Annotated in this window: 16 protein-coding genes, 2 pseudogenes and 1 riboswitch; of the genes and pseudogenes, 2 read left to right on the plus strand and 16 right to left on the minus strand. The window is 43.2% G+C overall.

Annotated elements, in window-relative coordinates:
- Nucleotides 1-121: 121 nt before the first annotated feature.
- The 16 genes and pseudogenes from E2L07_RS15365 to E2L07_RS15440 form a co-directional block, all read right to left on the minus strand.
- Complete coding sequence (locus tag E2L07_RS15365) at nucleotides 122-1,339, minus strand: DNA cytosine methyltransferase (protein ID WP_208402066.1); 1,218 nt, start codon at nucleotides 1,337-1,339, stop codon at nucleotides 122-124.
- A 48-nt stretch (nucleotides 1,340-1,387) separates the two neighbouring features.
- Nucleotides 1,388-2,620, minus strand: a complete 1,233-nt coding sequence (locus tag E2L07_RS15370; RefSeq protein WP_208402069.1) for a site-specific DNA-methyltransferase — start codon at nucleotides 2,618-2,620, stop codon at nucleotides 1,388-1,390.
- A gap of 250 nt (nucleotides 2,621-2,870) precedes the next feature.
- A complete protein-coding gene (locus E2L07_RS15375) occupies nucleotides 2,871-3,224 on the minus strand; it encodes an HNH endonuclease (RefSeq protein WP_134229997.1) in 354 nt (117 codons plus the stop codon).
- Between the two features lie 119 nt (nucleotides 3,225-3,343).
- Nucleotides 3,344-3,802 carry a hypothetical protein gene (locus tag E2L07_RS15380; RefSeq protein ID WP_134229998.1) on the minus strand — a complete coding sequence of 153 codons (459 nt, stop codon included), beginning with the start codon at nucleotides 3,800-3,802 and terminating at the stop codon, nucleotides 3,344-3,346.
- 4 nt (nucleotides 3,803-3,806) lie between these two features.
- A pseudogene (locus E2L07_RS15385) lies at nucleotides 3,807-4,796 on the minus strand (SNF2-related protein); the annotation flags it as partial.
- Between the two features lie 143 nt (nucleotides 4,797-4,939).
- Nucleotides 4,940-6,142 (minus strand): transposase, encoded by a 1,203-nt coding sequence (locus tag E2L07_RS15390; RefSeq protein WP_063210481.1) that lies wholly within the window; start codon nucleotides 6,140-6,142, stop codon nucleotides 4,940-4,942.
- Nucleotides 6,143-6,267: 125 nt separating this feature from the next.
- On the minus strand, nucleotides 6,268-6,633 hold the full coding sequence (locus tag E2L07_RS15395) for an SNF2-related protein (protein ID WP_243854966.1): 366 nt from the start codon (nucleotides 6,631-6,633) through the stop codon (nucleotides 6,268-6,270).
- Entirely contained in the window at nucleotides 6,614-6,895 is a 282-nt protein-coding gene (locus tag E2L07_RS15400) for a VRR-NUC domain-containing protein (RefSeq protein ID WP_134229999.1), read from the minus strand. The genes E2L07_RS15395 and E2L07_RS15400 overlap by 20 nt, the downstream gene beginning before the upstream one ends.
- Before the next feature lie 220 nt (nucleotides 6,896-7,115).
- Entirely contained in the window at nucleotides 7,116-9,482 is a 2,367-nt protein-coding gene (locus E2L07_RS15405; RefSeq protein ID WP_134230000.1) for a virulence-associated E family protein, read from the minus strand.
- Nucleotides 9,479-9,913 carry a DUF7768 domain-containing protein gene (locus E2L07_RS15410; protein WP_134230001.1) on the minus strand — a complete coding sequence of 145 codons (435 nt, stop codon included), beginning with the start codon at nucleotides 9,911-9,913 and terminating at the stop codon, nucleotides 9,479-9,481. Before E2L07_RS15410 ends, E2L07_RS15405 begins: the two co-directional genes overlap by 4 nt.
- Complete coding sequence (locus E2L07_RS15415) at nucleotides 9,913-10,665, minus strand: phage antirepressor KilAC domain-containing protein (RefSeq protein ID WP_134230002.1); 753 nt, start codon at nucleotides 10,663-10,665, stop codon at nucleotides 9,913-9,915. Before E2L07_RS15415 ends, E2L07_RS15410 begins: the two co-directional genes overlap by 1 nt.
- Nucleotides 10,666-10,704: 39 nt before the next feature.
- On the minus strand, nucleotides 10,705-12,717 hold the full coding sequence (locus E2L07_RS15420) for a leucine-rich repeat domain-containing protein (RefSeq protein WP_134230003.1): 2,013 nt from the start codon (nucleotides 12,715-12,717) through the stop codon (nucleotides 10,705-10,707).
- A gap of 817 nt (nucleotides 12,718-13,534) precedes the next feature.
- The gene (gene atzF, locus E2L07_RS15425) at nucleotides 13,535-15,286 is read right to left on the minus strand and encodes an allophanate hydrolase (RefSeq protein WP_134230004.1); all 1,752 of its coding nucleotides are present in this window, start codon (nucleotides 15,284-15,286) and stop codon (nucleotides 13,535-13,537) included.
- Entirely contained in the window at nucleotides 15,283-18,918 is a 3,636-nt protein-coding gene (uca, locus tag E2L07_RS15430; protein ID WP_134230005.1) for an urea carboxylase, read from the minus strand. Before uca ends, atzF begins: the two co-directional genes overlap by 4 nt.
- Before the next feature lie 66 nt (nucleotides 18,919-18,984).
- Nucleotides 18,985-19,635, minus strand: coding sequence for an urea amidolyase associated protein UAAP2 (locus E2L07_RS15435; protein ID WP_134230006.1), 651 nt, complete (start codon nucleotides 19,633-19,635; stop codon nucleotides 18,985-18,987).
- 12 nt (nucleotides 19,636-19,647) lie between these two features.
- Complete coding sequence (locus tag E2L07_RS15440) at nucleotides 19,648-20,358, minus strand: urea amidolyase associated protein UAAP1 (protein WP_134230007.1); 711 nt, start codon at nucleotides 20,356-20,358, stop codon at nucleotides 19,648-19,650.
- A 55-nt stretch (nucleotides 20,359-20,413) separates the two neighbouring features.
- Nucleotides 20,414-20,519, minus strand: a riboswitch (guanidine-I (ykkC/yxkD leader).
- Between the two features lie 386 nt (nucleotides 20,520-20,905).
- Between E2L07_RS15440 and E2L07_RS15445 the strand changes: the two genes are divergently transcribed.
- On the plus strand, nucleotides 20,906-22,273 hold the full coding sequence (locus E2L07_RS15445; protein ID WP_243854967.1) for an APC family permease: 1,368 nt from the start codon (nucleotides 20,906-20,908) through the stop codon (nucleotides 22,271-22,273).
- A 352-nt stretch (nucleotides 22,274-22,625) separates the two neighbouring features.
- A pseudogene (locus E2L07_RS15450) lies at nucleotides 22,626-23,990 on the plus strand (IS1182 family transposase).
- The last annotated feature ends 75 nt before the right edge of the window (nucleotides 23,991-24,065 follow it).

Raw genomic sequence — 24,065 nt, forward strand, 5'->3', positions numbered from 1 at the left:
GCCCTTGATTGACCTCTGAATAAACCATTGGCGTGTTTGTCAAGAGCGATAGCGCGGCCTTTCCACCTAATAAATGGTAGTAGTGTTAGATCCAAATAAGGTTTTCATAGAAGTTTTGACACTACCGTCTAAAGCACTCTTTTGGTGTAAGTCTCCTGATGCGATAGTTTTTATCCAAGGTAGCCATTTGACATCCTGTGTCTATAGTATTCGAAATGCCCTTTCCCACTCTACCTCTTCTTGTTTTCGAATTTGGAACTGAAATATTTATGCTGTCACCAATCTCGGCCTCAGCATAACCTTTTTTGGTAGCTTCTTTTATGGCAACCCCATGTCGGTCTTGAGATGTTAGTGTAAACATAGGCTCTTCAGATTCTTTCATTCTTCTGCCATTCTGCCTTTTATCTTCTCTTTCAGGAGTGATTACCGCCCTAGCTTCCAATACGGCACTGTTCATAGCAGTTCTATTAACAATACCTCCAGTATACCTTGAAGTAATACATCTTGAAGTTTCAGTAATCTGTGTTTTGGTATTGGATTGATCTATAAAATAAAGGCCTGTCTTAGCACCTGTTCCTCCTCCATTAGCTGTTATAGTGGGAGAAATTCCTTCAGTGCCATAAACATTGCCACTGGAACCTCGACCACTTGGATTGATATTCCCGATTTTGTAAAGTCCAGTTTTCGCTCCAGCCCCTCCAGCACTGCCAACAAGAGTTGCTGAAATTCCATTTGCATCGTACACCCTATACCCTTGCATTCCACCTATAATTTGCTTAAGAGTTGCTGCGTTTTCTCCTCCGATAGGTAGTATTTCTCGTCTACCTCTGCTTCTAAGATTTGCGATAATGAACACTCGTTCTCGGTTTTGGGGAACTCCAAAGTCTTTAGAGTTGAGCACCTGCCACATTGCATCATACCCTGCTTGTTCCAACTCAGCGAGAACTTCGGCAAAATCAAATCCTCCATTAATTGATAACAGATTCTTAACGTTCTCAATAAGTAGGTATGTGGGTTTATCTTTTTCTTCTTTGCCTTTGACGAGGTCAATAATGCTGAAATAGATTCCACTTCTCTCTCCACTAATTCCTCGCTGTTTTCCTGCGACTGAGATGTCTTGGCACGGGAATCCAAAACACCAGATGTCTGCATAGGGGACTTCATCTGATTTAAGTTTTGTAACGTCATCCGCATACCACTCTCCTTCTGTATTAAACATTGCTCTATAGCTTCTTACTGCAAATTTGTCTTTCTCACAAAAACCTATGCACTTATATCCTGCAAGTTCAAGCCCTAGTCTAAATCCACCGATACCTGAACAAAAATCAATAAAGTTCAACGTTCCACCCCCTTGAAAGGAAAAAGAGCAATTAGCCAAATGTATTAGCTACTGCTCTTTTATCAGATCACTATATTTGATTTTCTCACCATCTCTTATTAGAAACACATCATCGTCTTTTCCTATATAATCAATGTATCTTTTGGTTATTACATCAACGTATTTCCCATCAAGTTCGATAGCATAACAGATTCTACCTGTTTGCTCGCAAGCAATTAAAGTAGATCCACTACCTCCGAAAGGCTCAAGCACAATACAGTTTGACATTGAACTGTTCTGTATGGGATATGCTACAAGTGGTACTGGCTTCATTGTTGGGTGAAGTTCCGATTTTGTGGGTCTATCGAAATTCCAAACAGTAGTCTGCTTTCTATCTCCATACCATCTGTGTTTTCCTGTGGGTTTCCACCCATAAAGCACTGGCTCATGCTGCCACTGATAATCGGATCTACCCAGCACCAGAGACTGCTTGACCCACTGACATACACCTGAAAGTTTAAATCCAGCATCCTTGAATGCTTTTCTAAAGTTAAGTCCTTCCGTATCAGCGTGAAAAATATAAGCTGCTCCACCATCGTCAAGATGGTTATAAATATTCTTGAAAGATGCTAAAAGGAATTCATAAAAACTTTGGTCATCCATGTTGTCGTTTTTAATAACTCGTTCATTTTCTTTACCCGCTGTGTAATTCACATTGTATGGTGGATCTGTTACGCAGAGATTTGCTTTTTTGCCCTCCATGAGCCTTTCATAGGTTTCAGCTAAAGTACTGTCACCACAAATAAGACGATGCCTTCCCAAAAGCCATATATCACCTAACTTTGATATAGGTTCTAATTCCAATGCCGCATCTACATCAAACTCATCATCAGCTACATCCTTATCGTGAATATTAGAAAATAGCTCATCAATTTCTGCAGCTTCAAATCCTGTTAGATTCAAATCAAAGTTAAGACCTTTTAAGGATTCAAGTTCAATAGCAAGTAGTTCATTGTCCCACCCAGCATCCATAGCTAGTCTATTATCAGCCAAAATATAAGCCTTTTTCTGAGCTTCCGTTAGATGCTCTACCATCACGCATGGAACATCTTTTATTCCTTCTGCTTTTGCAGCCGCAACTCTACCATGACCTGCTATGATATTGTAGTCTTTGTCTATCAGAACTGGATTGACAAACCCAAATTCCCTGAGACTGCTTCTTAGTTTTAGTAGTTGCTCCTTATTGTGGGTTCTAGCATTATTTTGATAGGGGATGAGCTTGTCTATTTCGATAATTTTCATTTCTTCCGTTCTTTTCACGGTTTCACCTCCAAACTTAGATAATAAAAAAACACCTTCAAACCTTGTGTTTTCAACAAGTTTTTGTAGGTGTTTGATTTTGCTTATTTTCAGCTATACCAATACTTTAGATTGCCTTTAGCCCCCATTGACCCCCGCCCTGTAATTTTGCGATTTTTCACGCGTTGGGGGGCGGCGGTCCCAGCCATGAAGGGTTGTAGAGATTTGATCCCCCCCTCCCCTACAATCTTTTCTAATATGTGTACTCTTGGTACTGATCCTTATTCCTTGTCTTCCTGTCATGACACTTCTTACAAAGTGCCTGCCAGTTACTCTCATCCCAAAATAGTTTTTTATCTCCTCGATGTGGAACTATATGATCTACTACCGTAGCTTTGACTAGTTTATCTTCTTCTTTACACTTAACACACAGTGGATGAACCTTTAAGAACCTCACTCTAGCCTTTCGCCACCTGCTGTCATAACCACGCTCAACAGCACTACCTCTTTCTTTTTCATAAATCCTTCCATGTTCTTTACAATATCTATTATCAGTAAGAGAAGGACACCCAAGATGCCCACACGGTTTTTGGGGTTTCTTAGGCATTAAATCACCTCACCAAAACAAAGAAATAGCCCTCGTGGTTTTCCACAAAGGCTTTTTACAGTTTTCCACAATACCACTATATAACCTTTCTTTAAGAAATTCGTCCACAATATTACTCATCATTTCCCATACAACAGAAGTGCAAGGTGATGAAGTGCACGATTTTTCTTATTGTAGGCTGACGACCTCTCGATGTTAAAATGTTCACAGATGTTATAAACTGCATCGATCTGTTTCTGTTCCTCATTTAAATAGAACTCCGTTAGCACGTACCTTTCTTCCTCCGTTAGTTCATCCCATGCTGGTTGAAACCATTCCATGTATTCTAATGCCTGTCGATAGCGTTCTTTTAATACATCAATTTCGTTTATAGTCGCTATTAGCCTTTTCTCTCCAGTTTTTGGATCATGGGTAGATGGCATTCCATTTAGAACTGATGAAGCTGGGGAAGTCATCTTTTCGTTGAGAGTAGCAATGTCCTCATCTGTATGTTCTATAATATATTTCATACTGCTATAATCCTTTAAGACATTGATAGTCGCTGCTTTTTTATCTAAATATTGCCAGACAATGTTCATCGTATCAGACCTCCTTAATTGTTGCCTTGACTGCTTCTATCAGTGCAGATTGGGTATTATCTTTATCTCTTAATGCTTTCATCACTCGTTCGTCAATTGTTTCTTTAGCGACAATGTGGTGAATTACTACTGTATCCTTTTGACCTTGTCTCCAAAGTCTCGCATTGGTTTGCTGATAGAGTTCAAGACTCCAAGTAAGTCCAAACCAGATAAGTGTTGAGCCACCACTTTGTAAATTGAGACCGTGTCCTGCTGATGCAGGATGAATAACTCCCACCAATATATCACTGTTGTTCCAATCCTTAATATCTTTGGAAGTTTTAATCTCCCTTACATTGAATCTCGCCTTAATTCGCTCTAAATCGTGATTATACCAATAGGCAATAAGCACGGGTTTGCCGTTTGCACCTTCAATTAAATCCTCAAGAGCATCTAGCTTGCGGTCATGAATAATATGGGGCTTTTTATCATCATCATAGATAGCACCATTTGCCATTTGCAGAAGTTTTCCTGAAAGGACTGCAGCATTCATGGCATCAATCTCCTTATCCGCAAGTTGAAGAACCATCTCCTTACGAAAGTGCTCATATGCTGATTGTTCTTTGTCATTTAGATACACGGGTACTTCATTTATCACACATTCTGGCATTTTCAGAAAATCCACTGATTTCATGGAAATGGTGATATCCGAAATGAGTCGGTATATGGCATCTTCAGCACCTGGCAATGGTTTATATGAGAACACGATCTGCTGATTGCGTTTATCTGGTGTAAAGAAGGAATTGCGGTAGTGAGTTATGTACCTGCCGAGTCTTTTACCCATGTCGAGAATACGAAACTCTGCCCACAAATCCATTAACCCATTACTGGATGGTGTACCCGTAAGACCTACAATTCGTTTTGCTCTGGGTCTGACTTTTAGTAAACTTTTAAATCTTTTTGCCCCATAGGACTTAAAGGATGACAATTCATCGATTACCACCATGTCATAATTGAGCATTTTGCAAAATTAGATTTTTGGGATAAAAGTATAAAAAATAAAGCACTCGACAAATAGCTACCAGCATGTTATTTTACAAAATATTACAATAATCTTGTTTTCGGGCATACCTACAGAATTTTTCACATTGAATTTTTTTAAGCGGCTTTCTTCCCTTTATTTTCCTTTGCCATCGCTAGCGCTGAAACAAGTAATACAATAGCGTTCAGGTAAATATGGGTCTTTACTTTTTCAATTCCCCATACATGTAGGGAGTTCGCCGTAAGGTAGCTTTTCATTCTTGAATTACAGCGTTCTACACTTGTCCTCTCGTTGTAAAGCTCTTTCCAACGTTTTGTATCACGGTGCGGATTGGAATATCGGCGCACATCCTTTTTGATGTCGACTTTTACCACCATTCCATAGTTGGAAGATGAACAGGCTGCCATTCCTAATGGGCAATCCACTTTGCCGGTTGCGTGAGGACATCTGAACTTGAGCTGGTCCTTATCAGCTCCCCAATAAGTCATTTCATAACCCATGGAACAACGCGGAGTTCCATTGGAAGAAATCCCTTCAGGAGGCTCTTTTTCGTTGCGCAAATTGAGCGGGATAATGGCTTGCGCTCCAATGTTTTTGGCTGATTCATAGTTTTTTAGTTGGTCATATCCGCCATCCATGATCAGAAATTCAATTTTGGATTTGGTACGCTCTGCCACTTGCTCTATTAATTCTGGTGCGACTTCTCCATCGTTCACATGGGCAGGGGTTACTTTTATGGCCATTGGCAGTTCGCTTGCGGTATCGACTGAAAGATGCATCTTATAGCCAAACCAGGTAATTTTATTGCCGAAGGAATCATATTTTGCGCCCCAATTGGCATTACCCGTTTGTTCACTACGCTTTTTGGGCTGTTTCTTTTCATAGGCATCAATGGCGGCACTGTCGATGGCCTGGTGGCTGCCGTCAATTATTCCTTCCTCCTGAGCTAACTGTACCAAGTCAAGGAAGATCTTTTCAGCCAGCTTTTTTTTGGTAAGTGCCGCAAAAACCCGGCTGAGAGTGGAGATAGACGGTGCGGGGCGATCAATCGATAAACCGCATTGATAACGGAAACGAAGGTCTTTATCCAATCGATGATGAAGGGCGGTAAAGGTGTCGATGCCTTCGAGTGGGGCAGCGATGAGAGCCCTTAGAATCCCTTCTCTGGAATGACCGTCAGCCCCTCGGGGTGAAGAACTTCTCAACTGTTTAGCATAAGGGCGTAAATCAAGCGAGCTAAAAAAGATAGGTAATTTCTCTTTTGACTCTAATTTTTGCAGTTCTTCAAAGGAAAATAGGCTTTCTTGTAGAATATACAAAGTGACTTCCTCCTTTTGAATTTTTGTGGTTTCGTCACTTCAAAAATTCTACATTTTAGGGGTGAAGTCCTTTTTTATGTCTTTGAAATCCTTATGGCTCTTGGGTCAAAAAATATGCAAAATGCTCAATTAAAAGGGATGCCACTTTTGTTTACTAGCCAGTCTACATTTTCTCTGTTTATTAGATAGACACTTGCAGGCTTCTTAAGAGCCGACAATCGTTCCTGTTCTGTACCGATGGCTACCGAAAACTCCAGTCCTTTTAAATGCTCCCACTTATTTATCTCAGCTGGCCAAGTATCCCTTGCTACCCTTAGAGGGGCAATGACCAGAACCTTTCCAATTTCAAAACTATCAAGACATAAATCAAATATAGCAGTTAAAGTGATTACGCTTTTGCCAAGACCCATCTCTAAAAACACCGCTGCTATGGGATGCTCTAGAATGAAGTTCGTTGCATAGGTCTGATATCTATGAGGATTGTATTTCACCCAGTATCCCTCCAATCTGCTTAACGTCATCAATGACATAACAGGTAAAACCTAGCTTCTGTAATTGCTTTATTCTTCTAATCTGTAACAGGCGAGGTTTCTTTCCGGGAGCCTTTAATTCTATAAAAGCCATCTTCCCATGTGGTAAAAGCACTAGGCGGTCTGGCATTCCATCTAAACCTGGGCTAACAAACTTCGCTGCAATGCCTCCCATCTTTTTTACCTCAGCCACCAGTTTCTTTTCTATATATTTTTCAAGCATAAATACCTCCCATATAAAAAGGCTCGGAACAAGAAAACAACTTTGACCCAATTTTCCTATACGCGCGTGTATGCGTGTATGCACAAGCTACTATTACTTCTTTTTACTATTTATAAATAAATTAGGATACTTCTTGTTCCTCTTGTTCCAAACCGTTGATTTTCCTTGTCATTACTTACTTTAGGGAAAGAACTAGTATGGGAACAAAGTAAGGGACAACTTAGCTTTGTTCCTCAACTCGGGAATAAGCTCGTTGCTTTCCATAGATAGGAAAGTTACTTGTTCCATTCTTGTTCCCAGTGTACTTGTTCCACTCACTAATCTTTCTCATAATGGCACCGATGGCATAAGAATCAGAAGGTCTCATGGATGATGCATCTTTTCCAAAACATTCGCACCAAATCTCCATATTGCAGACAAGGGTCCTTTTTACTGTTCCAACACGGGTGCCACCGCCAAACTCGCTACCACCGAGGAAGTTTCTACGCTCGTACAAAGACATCGTGTCCCAATCATCCGGTAAGAGCGTATCCAAGTAAGTGCGAACTAGTCCTTCTCGTTCATCTGTTTCCATAGCATCTGCCTGTTCACTGGTTGCCATGGTTACATCATCACCTTCAAGGTAGAGTTTTTCGCCCTTCTCATAAAGAACTAGAGCCTCTGCCCAAATCTGCTGTACTTCTTCTTTAGTCATCTGCCAAGCTTTCTTTCTACTGTTACCACTAATGCGGACTGGCCAAAATCTGCGGTTGCCCGTAATATCACGAAGAAAACCGCTTTCCGCATTGGTAGAACCTACAATCACGCATTGACGGGGATGGCTTTCGACGTTGACCCCATAACTTGCCCGGTACTTATCGTCCGCCCTCGAAATAAAGGACTTCACAATCTCCACATCCGTCTTACGCATTCCCGCAAGTTCACCTAGTTCCAACAACCAATATCCTTGAAGTTTTTCAGCACCTGATTTATCTTTCATGTCTGTAATAGTCAAACTGTCTGAAAACCAATCTCCAGCAAGCTTAGCAAAGAAGGTTGATTTACCGATGCCTTGAGGACCGTTTAAGATCAAAACACTATCAAACTTTGTGCCTGGTCTATAAATACGGGCTACCGCTGCAACCATCGTTTTGCGAATAATTGCTTTTGTGTAAGAATTATCTGTTGCACCGAAATAATCAATTAGTAGATTTTCTACTCGGCTAATACCATCCCATTTTGGTAGGGAATCTAGGTACTCCTTAACAGGGTGGTAGGCTCGTTCAGCCGCTACCGCTAACACAGCATCCTTGGTCTTGGTAGGAGAATAGACCCCGTATTTGCCGCTTAAGTACACCTTCAGCAGTGCATTGTCTGAATCATTCCAACCCGCCTTGATCTGTTCCCAAGGCAGACCACCTTTGGCATCAATACCATCACGGTGGCAGTTGAAAGCGATATGCTGTAAATCCTTATCATGCCTAATAATCAGGACGATGTTGTCTAATGTGTCTTTTATCCGACCTTGCTTATCCAATTCCAAACCTGTCTGCCAATCCTCATCACTAAACTCCTCTTCAGCTTGGGCTTGTCTTTCCTTAGCAAACTCAGATTTTACCACTTCATCTTTTATAGCAAACTCGCACATTGCCACAAAAGACGGCATCTTACTAGGAGCTATAGTAGTGGAAGCTCTATCATCTAAAGTACCGAATTTATGAATACGAACGAGATCAAAAGCATTTAACAGCAGGCCACTTGCAGGATCAGTAGCATGGTGGCTGTATGCGAATTTATCATCATAGATAATCACACCCGCACTACTGTCGGCTGGAATATAGTCATAGCGACCTTCCATAGCAGATGGTGCATAAATTGCACCTAAGAATTTCTCTATTGCTTCACGAACGGGATAGGCACGACAGAATGTTCCTACCACACCTTCCTTTAAAAGAGGATCTGCTTGTTCTTTAAGACTGCGATTTATAACTTCAGACTGCCTGCTTGATACCGGCCAAGTTGATGTATCCCGCCAGTTTTCATATTTTGAAAGATAAACATCAGGGTCAAGCAATTCTCCATCCTGCTCTTCATAGACAAATTCACCATTAGAGGAAGTGGATGGCCAATACATTATGCGATGGGCTTCATAAGTCGTATCATCGAAAAGGTCAATACCGATTTCTTTTGCCACCATACGTCCAACAGCTGCATATTCTTCTTCGCTGATCTCACGAGCAAGTGGAACGATAAGTCTGAGTCTTGGATTTTCCGGTGTGTGCTTATGGGTGGAGTATACACAGCATTTGAAATCGAAAAGCATACTGATTTGCTCCCAGATATCTGGTCTACCATAATCCATATCAAGGGTAAGCAAAGAACGGCAGAGAACATTGCCCTTCTTTCGCCTTCCTTCTTTTAAATGTCCTCCGACAAAGCCGCCCACATCTTTGATATCATCTTGCTGGCCCTTTTTAAGTTTCCGGTATTCTTCTACCGTTTCCGTAGTGCGTTGGGTTGTCTTTACACGGGAGCAAAAATCCTCCCAAGAGATATCTTTGTTTTTCCATTTCTTGTCCATCCGGCTGTTGCCCACAGCGATTTTCATAAGCTTTCGACCTCCTCATGCTCCGGACTAAAATACCTGACCGTTTGTCTACGTTTCTTGGCTACTTCAATCTCCCTTGCCATACCGCTTGAAATGGTATTGCCTAGCACCCAAACCTCGGAGCATTTACCCATGAGCACGATGTCCATAAAAATGGCAAGTTCCCGTTCCTCAGGATTTTCATCATCCATAAACTGCGGAAACATAAGGTGGGGAGCAATTGGTATACAATTACTTTCCAAGGCAAACCTGCAAAAGCTACGAGCCTTTTCAACGTTTCCTTCTACATCACCGGAATAGGGAGAACAGATATATACAAGCGGCTTAAAGGCAGATTTTTTCTCTGCCTTTTCCTTTCTCATTATGTTGGTTAGTGCTTCATGGGGAGTTGGGTCATGGTATCCTTCATGGTTAAATTTGTTGATTCCCATTACACACCCTCCATTTCTATCTGCGGCAAAATACCGTCCGCCTTCATCAGTTCGTAAATGAAGAGTCTGCCTTTTTGAGTCCAGTATGTATGGACCTTTGTATGCTGTTCTCCGTTCCTACCTAGGTAGCTATGTGTCTTTGTACTGGTGTATTCTTTTTCCGCATGCTTCTGATATAAAAGCCAAATGCCGCCTTGTTTAAACTGGACGCCCTTTTTATTGAGATAGCGGTTCATCCAAATAGCTGATTTACCGTAATCTTTGGCAATTGCTGATGTGGAAATGAGGTCTTTGCAATTTAAAACCACATCGTAATAGGACACTTTCGGTTTCATTTCTGCAATTTGCTGATTCTGAACAGCAACCGTACCTTCAAGCACTTTATTTTGTTTTCTTACTTGAGTTAGCTGTTGATTGGCAATTTGAAGTGCCCTTGCCATGATTGCTTCTGGGGAATTCCATCTTCTTTCTATTTCAAGAAAGTATTGGCGGCACTCTTTTCCTTTTCGAGTACGCTGTATCATGCATAGCTCTTTTGCCATATCTAATGTTATTTGATGATCTACAGCTGGTCTTCCACCTGTACTTTCCGACAGAAATGTCGAAAAGTCCGCCCCTTCCTCAAATCCGTACTCACACATTCTTGGAAACCATTTATCATAAGGTGTTTTTACTTCCAAGGTTTCATGTAAATCACGACCGAGTACGGTTGGTCGTTGATTTTCATAATTGATTTTTACTAATTCGTCCATACGAATTACCTCCTGCAATATAGTCAGAGGAAAGTTCCTCTACCTAATAGCCACAGGAGGAGGCGTTTCCGTATCCTGCGTCCACACATAACGTAGACTGAAATCGTCCAACTCGTGGTCACTCGCGGTCACAGTCACAGTCGTGGATGCGGATGGAGACCAATCCTCGCTTCCGTTTATTTCGAAATCAATGTTGGGAGCAGCACGTTCCACATGGACGTCAACCGTTGCTTTCAAGTCCTCTGGATTCCGAACATCCTCGGGCAGCTGGAGCTCTCCTGTGAACGTATATGTCCCCATTGTCCAGTGGTCATATTCCGGTTCCCCGTCGTCCCATACAACGTCCAATGGAACGTTCAATTCCACCGTATCTCCTTTTTTCAAGGCAACCTCCGCCTGGGACGGCAGACCTATGCGCGAACGTTCAACCCCAGTAGTAACGTGAATATCATCTAGATTGGAAACCGCTACGATTTCCTGATAACCAGCAACAGAAACCGTAACGTTGTCGCTTGCCATACCTCCATATTCCGTTTTAACGGTCACCTCCACGTGAAGTTCTCCTTCGCTGCTCGTGTCGAGCAGCAGCGTATCAGCGGACCCTGCAGAAGCATCATCAACGAACCATTCAACGCTCGTGATATCAAAATGGCTATGTTCATATTCCACCGTTAAGGAAATTTCCGTGCCAAGTGCGAACTCAATTGGTTCGGGTACTCTCTCACCATCGTAAAGGATTGTTACGTCCGGTTCAGATTCAAATGCGACAAAAGCAAACCCTTGTGTGTCAGCGTATTCTTCCGTCGTCGATCCTGTATTACCGATTAACGTAAGTTCAGAAGGGTTGTTCGCAAAAACATTTGACCAAAACTCAATCTCTGGATTGTGAATCACGACATCAGTAAGGTTATTATCTTCAAAAGCGTTAGGCCAAATCTGCTCTACACTTTCAGGAATGACTACTTTCGTCAGCATGTTTTTGCTAAAAGTATAGTTATTAATAATGGTCAGGCGATTAGGCAGTTCAACTTCAGTAAGGTTATTATTGTAAAAAGCACTATCCCCGATCGCCGTCACACTGTCAGGAATAACGACAGACTCCAGTGCGTTATTCATAAAAGCAGCTGCGTTAATTCTTGTCACGCTGTCCGGAATGACCACTTCCTTCAACCGGTTATACTCAAAAGCATAGCTGCCGATGGTCGTCACACCATCCGGAATGACCACAGATTCCAGGCGATTCCCGGAAAAAGCATTTTGCCCAATCGTGGCCAAGCCGTTCCCATAGGTGATCTCGGTTAGTCTGTTGTTTTTAAAAGCATCTTGTCCTATCGGTGTCACACGATCCGGGATCATTAATGTCCCCAGCTGGTTTTCCTCAAAAGCCCGATCGCCAATCGTCGTGACATTTTCGCCAATGACAACGTTTTGCAGGCGGTTCTGGGCAAATGCCCAATTGCCAATCGAAGTCACACTATCTGGAATGGTCACTTGTGTAATAGGGTTCCTTGATCTAAACCACGAAGTATCCCCTGTGAAAGCATAATTCCCGATGGTCGTCAGCGTCTCAGGCAAGGTCACCGCTGTAAGCCGATTATCCTGGAAAGCCCGGTCCCCGATCGAGATCACACCATCCGGAAGGATTAATTCAGTAAGCTGATTACCATAGAAAGCCCGCTCCCCAATCTGCGTCACCTTCAATCCACCGATTTCACTTGGAATCTCCAGCGTGGTCGACGAAGAGCCGTTCCAGCCCGTGATCGTCGCTGTACCGTCTCCATTGTCAGCGTATTCAAAATCGCTGTCCATGTCCATGATTGTATAGCCGTGATCGCCATCATGTTCTCCTGACATTTGATAAGCCAGCTCTGAAGGAATCACCAGCTCGGTGTCTGTACTGTTATCGTGGGAATTTATCGTGTTTCCGTTATCTCGCTCCCACGACAAGTCAGCTGATTCGTCCGCGTTCACCTGCAAAACAGGTGATAATGGAGCCAATAATAAAACAATAATGACGAGCCATGAAGTCAATGTCCTGTTCCTTTTATTCACCAATCCTCATTCTCCTTTCCCTTGTATGACTAGCTCACTGTTCACCACATTATGTTCAACATTCCCTGTTCAAAAATGGCTTCCGACTGGAACCTACAGAATATTCTATCATCAGCGACCGCCTTATTCGGTTAAAGCTTAGTTAAAGGATGTTGTGGAAAAGTGAGTTGTCCACCATACAGAATGAACTGAATAAATAGAATAGAGGATCATCCGAACTACGGGAAGGCACGAAGACCTTCATGTGTTGACATCAATCGTAGCCACATTGTTCTCCAGCTTCCTCCCTCATGATTCTTCCCAGATTAAAAAGCCAAGAGAGGAGCATCTTCTCCTCTCTTGGCAGGTAGCTATTTTCAATTTTTCCCCACACATACTCCTGTGAAGTTTTATACGTTCACGTCAATCTTTGTTCGCGTCTCCTGAAAAGACTGAAATTGTCTCTATCAGTTTTTTACTACTATTTTAATCGTATTTCCGGAAGGATCTTCAATCGTCATGTCTTGATTGTCCTCCCTGTAAGCGTACCCGTAATGTTTAACATTCTCTTTTGCCCTTCTCTACTCTTCGTCAGTAAAATGAAGGGTAAAATACTTTAATCCTAATACATTTGTTGTCGGTTCAGGCAGACCCTTTCCTGACCAAATATTCATCCCAATGTGATGATGGTAGGCGGCCTTGATACAAAAAGCGAGTGTTCCTACATCGCTCCTGAAAGATACTCCGCTTTCCGTCTAAGCTGGTGAGCGGCCTCGTGCTACGCACGGGGGTGTCTCATCATTGCTTTTTCTTCCGCGTTCTTTAACAAAATGCCCCGCTAACAGGATTCATTTAGTTGCAGTAACTTGCGCCAGCCCCCTAACGCTGTTATATCTTCTGCTCCGTCTGCTGCATATGCCTCACAGACAAAGCCCGGAACCTCACTGCCATCAGCAAGCTCGACTTTGCCAATACCAAGCGGCGCTGGAATCATCTTTGTAAATTTCCCAAATTCGGAAAGCGGCATTTCCCAAATTTCTAGCTCAATTGATCCACCGCTGCCATCATTCTTTTTTATCATTCCAGGCTTTGCCGGCTCGGATGGCAATTTAACGAGTTGATATACCGGGGCTGACATGTCTTCACGCATAAAACGAGCACGGCACTCCTGCATTTGCTTTTCTAACGGTAACCCTCTCATGTGTAATCCGCAAACAGCAATCAAAGTCTTCTCTTCTTCGGATTGAGTGCTTGATTGCAAGAATAAATTAGCCGCTCCGCGAATCAAACCTTCCCCCTCTGCTAAGCCAAATATCGTGATGCCAAACGGTAGATGCACATCAGCCTCTCCTGCCGGAATCGCAACAGCGCACATATCTAGCAAATTACAATGATTCGTATAGCGTCCCATCTCACTGTTGGTTCCAATTGGATTTTCACGTACTTGGTCGCGCGTCCACGTTCCCCCTGCTGTCGGAAGAACGAAAACGCTATTTTCGAGAAGCTTCTGCGCCTGACGTTTATAGGCTTGAAGCTGATGTTGCGCCCGGAAAACAGCTGCTGCATCATACTGGCTTGCAGAACCAGAACGAAGCACCTCTTCTGTCACGGGGAAAGTCGCGCCTGGATGCCCTTCGACAAACTCCCCGAGTGACGCCCAGCGTTCTGCTACCATCGGTCCGCCATATAAAAGCTCAGCTGCATCTGAAAGGAACGTAGTGTCGACATAATCTACGTCCACACCTAAGCATTCAATTTGAGCAACAGTACGTTCCCAGGCATTCTGATACTTATTAGCAAAAGGTCCATAAAACTCCGGTGCCTGCTTCGGTAATACAAACCGTTTAGGGAGCGATGCATTGGGCACTGGTAATTCCCGTGACCACGGATCCTCCTCCTCAAATCCACGTGCCACACTGTCGACTAAAATAGCATCCTCAATACGATGGGAGAAAACCGTTACACAATCCAAACTCGCACAAGCCGGAACTACACCTTTTGTTGACCAAGCTCCAAGACTCGGTTTATATCCAACTAGATTATTCAACAATGCTGGAATTCGGCCAGATCCTGCTGTATCGGTTCCTAATCCAAATACGGCTTGACCACGAGCGACTGAAACCGCTGATCCTGAGCTTGAACCGCCACTAATTAATTCTGGACGAAGCGAATTATGAGTTTCACCAAACGGGCTGCGTGTCCCGACTAATCCTGTTGCAAATTGATCGAGGTTTGCTTTTCCAACTGGAATCGCACCTGCAGCAATCAACCGCGCCACAACCGCCGCATCCTCGTTCGGCTGATACGCATATTCCGGGCAGCCTGCTGTTGTTGGAACCCCAGCTAAATCAATATTGTCTTTAATGGCAAATGGAATTCCCCAGAGAGGTGAACTCTCGATATCAAGAGAGTTCAGTCTTTCTAAGTAAGGATGGATCAGCTCAAGGGAAGGTGGAGTAATCCAAATATTCATGTCTGCGTCTGCTTTCGCTCGTTCAATAATTTCGAGAACAACTTCTTTTGGAGTCAGTTTCTTCCTATAATATTGTTCTCTTAACCATTCAGCCGTTAATTGATACGGAATGTTCATGATACCGACACCGCCTCTTCCTTTTCTTGTCGAATGCCAACAATGAGTTGACCTGCATGCACTTCATCACCTGGTTTGACGTAAATGTTGTCGATATAGCCGTCACATGTTGCCTGCTGAGGAAATTCCATTTTCATGCTTTCTTCGATTAACACCGTTTCGCCCTTTTTAACGAATTGACCAGGCTCAATTAGCACTTTCCAAACACTTCCCGGCATGGAGCAACGAACACCGACAACTCCCTGAGGAAGCTCTTCTTCTTCCTTTTCAACAATTGTATCCTGCTCTGAGATGTACTCCGCAAGACCTTGTTTCTTCCAGCTTTCGCGCTCAGCTCTAAACGCATCCTGCTGCTTCTTACGGAACACAGTGATTTCTTCCTCAATTGACGCTAAAAAGGCTAAATAATCCCCCAGTTTAAAAGTCGTTTCGGTAATATCTACTTCAAAGCGGCCACGCGGGAAATCTTCACGGAGCTTAAGCAGCTCATCGGCACTTACTGGGTAGAACTGAATTTGATCAAAGAAACGAAGCAGCCATGGCTTACCTTCTTCAAAGTTCTTTGTTGAATGAAGCTTATTCCACATTTGAATCGTCCGACCGACAAACTGATATCCGCCAGGGCCTTCCATTCCGTAGACACACATATACGCGCCACCGATTCCAACGGCATTTTCCGGAGTCCAAGTACGTGCCGGATTGTATTTTGTTGTGACAAGACGGTGGCGCGGATCGATTGGAGTCGCCACTGGAGCTCCTAAATACACATCACCTAAGCCCATAACTAAATAGTTTGCATTGAATACGACATCTTTTACTTCATCTAAATTGTTCAAACCGTTAATGCGGCGGATAAATTCCAAGTTACTTGGGCACCACGGTGCATCTGGACGGACATTTTTTTGATAGCGATCCGTTGCAAGCTGTGTCGCTGGATCATCCCAAGATAACGGAAGCTTAACGATACGAGATGGCACTTCAATTTCCTCAAGCGGCGGCAGCTGGCTGTCGAGCTCCATTATTTTCACTGCGGCTTCTTGTACGGTTGTTTTCGTTCGGTCAATATGAACTTGTAACGAGCGAATCCCCGGTGTTAGTTCAATGTACGGAATGTCACCGCAATCTTTAATCGCATCCATTAAGACATGAGCTTGAAAACGAAGCAATAAATCAAGCTCCATGTCTCCGTATTCAACAAGTAGATATTCATCGCCTGAGCAGCGAATCGTCATCGGGAATCGTCTGTTTTCCTCCTGTGCCAAAATCGGATAATTGGAATCAATCTCTCTTTTCTCTGGCAGCACACTCTCGACACGGACATTCGTTCTTTTTCCTTCGCCAATCGCCATTAATTGCTTTTCCTGCTCCTGCCTGAGTTCGTTCGCATCATCAAGAGTTAACAGTTTAAAACGGATTGTATCACCTGGATGCAGCTGTCCAAGCTTCCAGAATTCAGCCGATGCCGTTGTGACGGGACAAACGAAGCCCCCTAAGCTCGGGCCATCCGGGCCTAGTAAAATCGGCATATCTCCTGTTAAATCAAGCGTTCCAACAGCATACGCATTATCATGGATGTTCGATGGGTGCAAACCCGCATCTCCGCCATCTTCGCGCGTCCACTTAGGCGCAGGTCCAATTAAACGGACACCCGTCCGAGAGCTGTTAAAATGTACGTCAAAGCTTGTTTCCGTTAATTGCGTTAAGTATTCCGGTTCTAAAAACTCCTCCGTACAATGCGGACCAGGAATCACACCGATCGTCCACGTATTCGTCATTCTTGGTCGTGAAGGAAGATCAAGCTCATTTATTTCAACTGGCTCCACTCCACCGTTAACGTTTAACACATCGCCAGGACGTAGAGCACGACCACCATGACCGCCAAAACCGCCCAATGTAAACGTTGCGGCACTTCCGAGAGTAAGCGGCATATCAAAACCGCCGGCAACCAATAAGTAGCTGCGCATCCCTATTTTCGCTTCTCCGAATTCAAGCACTTGACCTTTTTTCGCTAAAATCGGCTGATACAGTGGAACATTTTTTCCATCTAAATGGGCGTCCATGTCAGCCCCTGTCAGGCAAAACCAAATATCATTTCTAAATTTGTACGAACCACCGCGTAATGTCAGCTCAAGTCCTGGTGCCGTGTCATCGTTGCCAAGTAGTTTATTCCCCACTCGGAATGAAAGTGGATCCATTGGGCCGCATGGCGGAACTCCAACATCCCAGTAACCAGTTCTTCCAGGGAAATCTTGTACTGTCGTTTGCACACCGCCATCCAAGACTTCAATTGCGTGTTCTGCTGGCTCAAAGTCATTTAACATTCGGGTATAGACGCGACCTGCTCGACACTCTTCGTTTAGTAATAACGCTTGCAAATATTGCAGGTTCGTCGTGACCCCGTAAAACCGTGTTTCTTCTAACGCTTGGTGAAGCTTGTTTATCGCATCTTCGCGATTATTACCGTGAACGATTATTTTCGCCAGCATCGGATCATAAAGCGAAGTCACCGTGACACCGTCACGTAGCCATGTTTCAACACGAGCTTTCTTCGATAGTACAACTTGATCTACTTGCCCAGCACTTGGCCGGAAGTTTTGTAGGCAATCTTCTGCATAAATACGCGCTTGAATACTATGTCCTGCTGGCTGCTGCACAAGTGACGGTAAATCCTTCAATTCATTTGCCGCTTCTTTCACCATCCATTCCACTAAGTCAACGCCTAACACTTCTTCTGTAACACCATGCTCAACTTGAAGTCTCGTATTCACTTCTAGGAAGTAGAACTCCTCCGTTTCAGGGTCATATAAAAATTCGACCGTACCCGCACTACGGTAACCCACCTCTTCAGCCAAGCTCTTTGACGCGGCAAACATTTTTTCTCGCACGGAAGCGGATAGATTAGGAGCTGGACTTTCCTCAATTACCTTTTGGTTTCGGCGCTGAATCGAGCAGTCACGCTCTCCCAATGTGACGACTTCCCCTAAAGCCGTTCCGAAGATTTGTACTTCCACATGACGCGCTTTTGCAATATATTTTTCTAAAAAGAGTCCGCCATTATTAAAGTTTGTTTCAGCAAGATGACGAACCCCTTCGTACGCTTGTCTTAATGCCTTCTCGTCTTCACAAACACGCATACCTATTCCGCCGCCGCCCGCAGTGCTTTTTAAAATAACAGGGTAGCCAATTTTTTGGGCTTCCCGGAGCGCTTCATCTAATGCTGTCAATAAATTCGTACCTGGCAGCAACGGGACGCCCGCTCTCATTGCAATTTCACGAGCCGAGTGCTTCAACCCGAACATCTCCATTTGCTCCCCAGTTGGTCCGATAAAGGCAATGCCCTTTTCCATACAGGCACGAGCGAAATCAGCATTCTCACTTAAGAAGCCGTAGCCTGGATGAATCGCTTCAGCCCCCGTTTTTACGGCTGTTTCCAAAATAAGCTCAGCATTTAAATAACTATCTTTTGCCGGGCCTTCTCCGATTAGCACGGCTTCATCAGCATGCTCGACATGGAGGCTGTCCTGGTCAGCTTCTGTATAGACAGCAACCGATTTCACCCCTAATTTTTTTAATGTTCGCTCTATTCGAACCGCAATAGCGCCGCGGTTTGCGATTAAAACTTTCTTAAACATCTAAAAACCTCCACTCTTTTTATCTATAGGGAGAAGATTCCAAGAAAACCTCCCTCTCAGAAAATGTTATTTTTCCCAGATTAGTACTCGTATCGGTGTCGGATTGTAAGCATTACAAGGGTTATTTAACTGTGGACAATTACTAATTAACGCTGTCGTACGGCATTCTGCTTTCATTTCAACGTAACGATTTGGACCCGATACTCCATCTTCGAATGTGAGACCTCCCTCTGGTGTAACAGGGACATTCATAAAAAAGTTAATGTTCGGTGCTAAATCCCGCTTCGTATAATTGCCGTCGTATTTTGCCATTTGCAGCATGAACGTATCGCGGCAATTGTGCATAGGCAGCGTGTCATGTGCGTAACGAACAGTATTACTTTGGGCTGAACACGCCCCGCCTAATGTATCATGGCGGCCACATGTATCAGCGACAATCGTCATTAATCGTTTCCCCGATTCTGCTCTAAGGATCGACCCTGTTGATAAATAAATATTTTTTTGCCCGACAATCGTCGCCACAGCACTATAATGATCATCTGGATTCTCAGCATCAAAAAATAACGTGTCCGCTGCTTGATTTCCCTCTAAGTCCTCAATTCGAAGTACTTGCCCCGGCTCTATTTCACGCATCCAGCCATCTCCTGCTTGAATAACCTCACTATAAATCGCTTCTTCCACTTTGCGCTCGCTTTCAACTCGATTAAAAACAGCCATGTGATCTCCTCCTTATTTCATTAATGTTTCGTATTCCCAAGTATTTTCAAAAGCACGACGGTTTTCAGGGCGGAAATTCAAACAAACATCATCTTCTGTGACTTCATCAGCTTCCACCACTTCAATCGTGACTGGAACAGACGGATACGTCGTTCTAGGATCTAGCGGGTTTGGCGTGTTTGATAGGAGAACAAGCAGATCCATCTCCGTTCTCAATGTAACCGTTGCTCCTTTTGGACAATGGCCAAGAACATAATTCATATCTCCTGCCTCATCACAGAACACTTTAGAAAATAGATTTACATTCGGAACGAAATCTCTCTTTCCTAACCCATTTCGCACAAGCTCTACTAAAAAATTTTCCTGCCCGCTGCGGTACCATTCATTACGTAACTTTTGATATGTTGTTTTTCCGTATTTATCATCTGTCAATTCTCTCGTTGTGTAACCAGAGATGGAATCATGCCAGCCAAGTGTGTCATCGACAATACTCGCCATCACCCGACCGTTGTCACTCATAAGAACATGCCCTGTTGTTAAATGAGAGGTATGCTGCGCTTTTAGAGTATCCGGCATATTGTAGCGCTCGCTTGTATCGTTCGGATTATAGAGCAACAGAGAAAGATTTGCGCCTTCCTCAAGTGCGGTAAATCGCACTTGCTTCCCTTTACTAATCACACCCGACCATTTTCCTCCTGCAGGAATCGTTTTAGTCCAGTTCATTTCTATTTCCTCCCTGTTTGAAATGATAATAAAAAAGGATAAAAGCCTGGGAGAAGTCTCCCAGGCTTTTATCCTTCCGTGTAATACAGATTATCTGTACCGCTCTCTCTCGGACCAGGCTTGATGATTCATTCATCAACGGAACCCTAGATAGCTTTTTCGTCCTCAACGCTTTGCGAGAACCTTTATTCGATTAACTTAATTCGAAGTATAAAACACAATGAATCCGGCAACAAGGAGTTTGTTAGAAAATGTTACACAGTTTTCTCCAAAAAAACAAGCAGCGGATTTTCCTAGAAGCCATGTGCAAAGCCGATACGATTTTTGCACTTGACTGATTTAAGCGTGTAACGCATGGAGACTATGCCTTTCCCCTCTTCTATTAAAAAAGCGTGTCAGGTTATATCACACATAAGTTGAATTCATTACGAATTTCATACAAGAATTAACTCCATAATCATTTCAAAAATTGGCGAAACAAAATCATTATCTTAGAAAAATTTTAAAGAAGTAGTCGTAGTTATTATCAAAAGGAGCTGGTTAAAGCGTGCGGAAAGAAACAGATTTAAAAAGAACGTTAACCTTGTTTCAAGTTGTCATGCTTGGTCTTGCATGGAATACCCCGATGATTTATTTTTCTGTTTTTGGTGTAGCGTATGAAGGTTCAAGCGGTTTTTTAACTCCCGCATACACACTAGCTGTCCTAGCTGTACTCTTTACAGGGGCGAGTTATGCTGTTATGGCGAAAAAAATACCGATTTCAGGATCAGCTTATACGTTTGTCAAAAAAACAATGAACCCGAAGCTCGGTTTTATCGCAGGCTGGATTTTACTATTTAACTACCTTTTTGCACCGATTATTGCTTGCATTACGTTTGGAATTTTTCTGAATGCCCAATTCCCGCAAGTACCACCATATGCATGGATTATCGGATTAACACTACTCCTCGCTCTTATTAGCATTGTAGGAGTCAATTCTTCAGCGAACATTAGCAGCTTCTTCGTTTTATTGCAAATTATCTTTATTGTCGTTTTCTGCGGCTTTATGATTAAAGGTTTGATTAACGGTACAGGTGAAGGAACACTTGTATCAATGGAGCCATTTATCAATAGCGACATGTCGCTCTCTGTTGTTTTAGCAGGCGCCTCCATCGTCATCTTCTCTTTCTTGGGATTTGATACGATGACGACTTTGTCAGAAGAAACAATCAATCCGAAGAAAACGATCCCGCGTGCCATCTTTATTATGATTGGGATCGTCGGTATTCTCCATGTCTGTACATCTTATTTTATTCAATTAATTGTCCCGAATTTTACATTTCAAAACCCAGATTCAGCTGCTTTAGAATTAGTTAATATCGTAGGCGGCAGCCTGCTAGGCTCCATATTCATTACCGTCTTAATTGCCGCCATTTTCACGCAGGGATTGGCTTCCGTCACAGCTGTTTCAAGGCTTCTGTACGTCATGGGGCGCGACTCAATGCTACCGAAAAAATTCTTCGGCTATGTTCATCCTAAATATAAAACACCAGTGTTAAATATTATTTTTTCATCCGTCATTACACTATCAGCGATTTTTATCTCTGTTGATGCCGCCCTTCGCTTTGTCAATTTTGGGGCGCTCACAACTTTCTTCTTTGTCAACCTATGTGTCATCACCATGTACGTTAAGAACAACGAGCAGCGCAACCGCTCCATTAAAGGGATTGTAACTTACTTACTGTCACCGCTGGTTGGCGCCGCCTTTATTACTTGGCTCCTATTCTTATTAGACTTCACGACGTTAATTGGTGGATTCATCTGGATCGCACTCGGCATGCTCTATCTTATGTTCTTAGCGAAAGGGGGTAAACGACCGTTTCCACAATCTCAGGCAGAACAAGTAGAGGCCGTAGAAGAGAAAAAAGCGATTTAACTTTTTCAGGTGAAGAATTATATATTCAAATAATAAAAGGACTTGTCCCGTAAAGGCTGATTTTCACCCTTTACGGAACAAGTCCGAAGTTGTTTCCTTCTTTTAAAAAACTGTTTGCCACCTCAAGTTGTATAAAACTATATGGAAGTAAGCAAATACCAACTGATTACTTCGATTATAGGGCTATACCGCTCCTATTCAACAAAATAATGTAAAACTGATAACTGAGTCAATTTCATAATTTGAACCCTTAGTCTCGCAAGGTTTTCAAGGCACGAAAAAAGGAGTACCTCCCCAAAAGTCGAATGAGTTAAGTGACGAAACAAAACTACAGACTGGAGGAAGACTCCCTATGCCTATTATACGACAAGAAAGCCTGTTTGACCTGCATGATTTATATGAGTTAGAGCCTACCCATCGTTTTGATGCGGTTTTTTCAGCAATTGATATCAACCCGATTCTTGCGGTCGTGTCAAAAAAAGCCCTATACGGTGCGCCTGTTCAGCTCACCTATTCCGCCATGATCTACTCACTCGTCGCTCGAATTCTTGAGCGAATTCCGACAATAAAGGATTTGATTAAACGTCTGAAACACGATTTTATGTTCCGATTGGATTGTGGATTCCTTCTTTCTGATGCGATTCCATCTGAAGCATCTTATTCAAGAATGCTCTCTAAAATAGCAGAATCACCTGTTCTTGAACAGGTTTAAGAACAGCTCATCCATCAAGCGATAGCAGAAGGATTTATCACCGATGACACGATCGCCATTGATGCGACTCACATTGAAGCGAGAGACCAAGCCCCAGCGAAAAAAGAAAAGCCTAGGTCTGAGCCAAAAAAGCGCGGCCGCAAATCAAAAGAAGAGAAAGAAAAATGGCTTCAAGAACAAGCGGAACAAGAAGCCGTTCGTCCGATTTTCGAGAAAAAGATTGAAGCCCAACTTGACGCGTCTTTAGTCGAGTTGCGATCCGCTGTCCCCCTTGATCCTAAGTGGGGCATCAAGAAAAACAGTGAAGGAAAAAACATTTTTTGGTTTGGCTACAAAGGCCACTTCGCGGTTGGAGCCAAAAGCCAGTATATCCTTCAGTCGCTCTTTTCCTCGGGAAACCTGAACGATGGAAAAGCAGCCATCCCTTTATTAAAAGGACTGCAAGAGCGTCTTTTTGAATTAAAAATCGCCTTTAGCACACTCGATGCAGGGTATGATGCCCCTGCGATTTACGAACAACTCTATCGAATGAAGACTGGGGCTGTCATTGCTTACAACAAGCGAAATGAACCGAATATAGAAGGATTCGATCACCATTTTGCCCCTACGTGTGTTCGAGAGCATTCGTATCGGTACGACAGTTACGACGCGAGATACGAGACGTTAAAATACACACGACCGAAAGAATGCAAAGGCTGTCCGTTAGCGCAAGATACCCTCTGTCAAAAGGTGTATAAAGTCAAAATCACCACCGATTTGAGACGGTATACATCCCCAGCTCGCGGTTCGAAAGCATGGAAAACCCTTTACAAGCAACGAAGTTCAGTCGAGCGAGTCATTGCGTATCTAAAAGAATTCTTCCAATTAAACAATATTCGCTATCGCACAGGAAAACGAGCAAAAGTACAATTTGATTTGACGCATTTGATTTATAACGCGGCGAAGCTCGCGTGTGATCGTATAGCCAAGTCCCTTTCTAGCAAGCAGACTAGTCAAGCCGCGTAATTAATTTTTTAAAAACACTAAAAGCGAAATGGGGGTCGTCTAACAATCGTGAACTAGGCTTTATGAAATTGATTC

The sequence above is a fragment of the Halalkalibacterium halodurans genome, from assembly GCF_004376175.1.
In the GTDB taxonomy this organism is placed as follows: domain Bacteria; phylum Bacillota; class Bacilli; order Bacillales; family Bacillaceae_D; genus Halalkalibacterium; species Halalkalibacterium halodurans.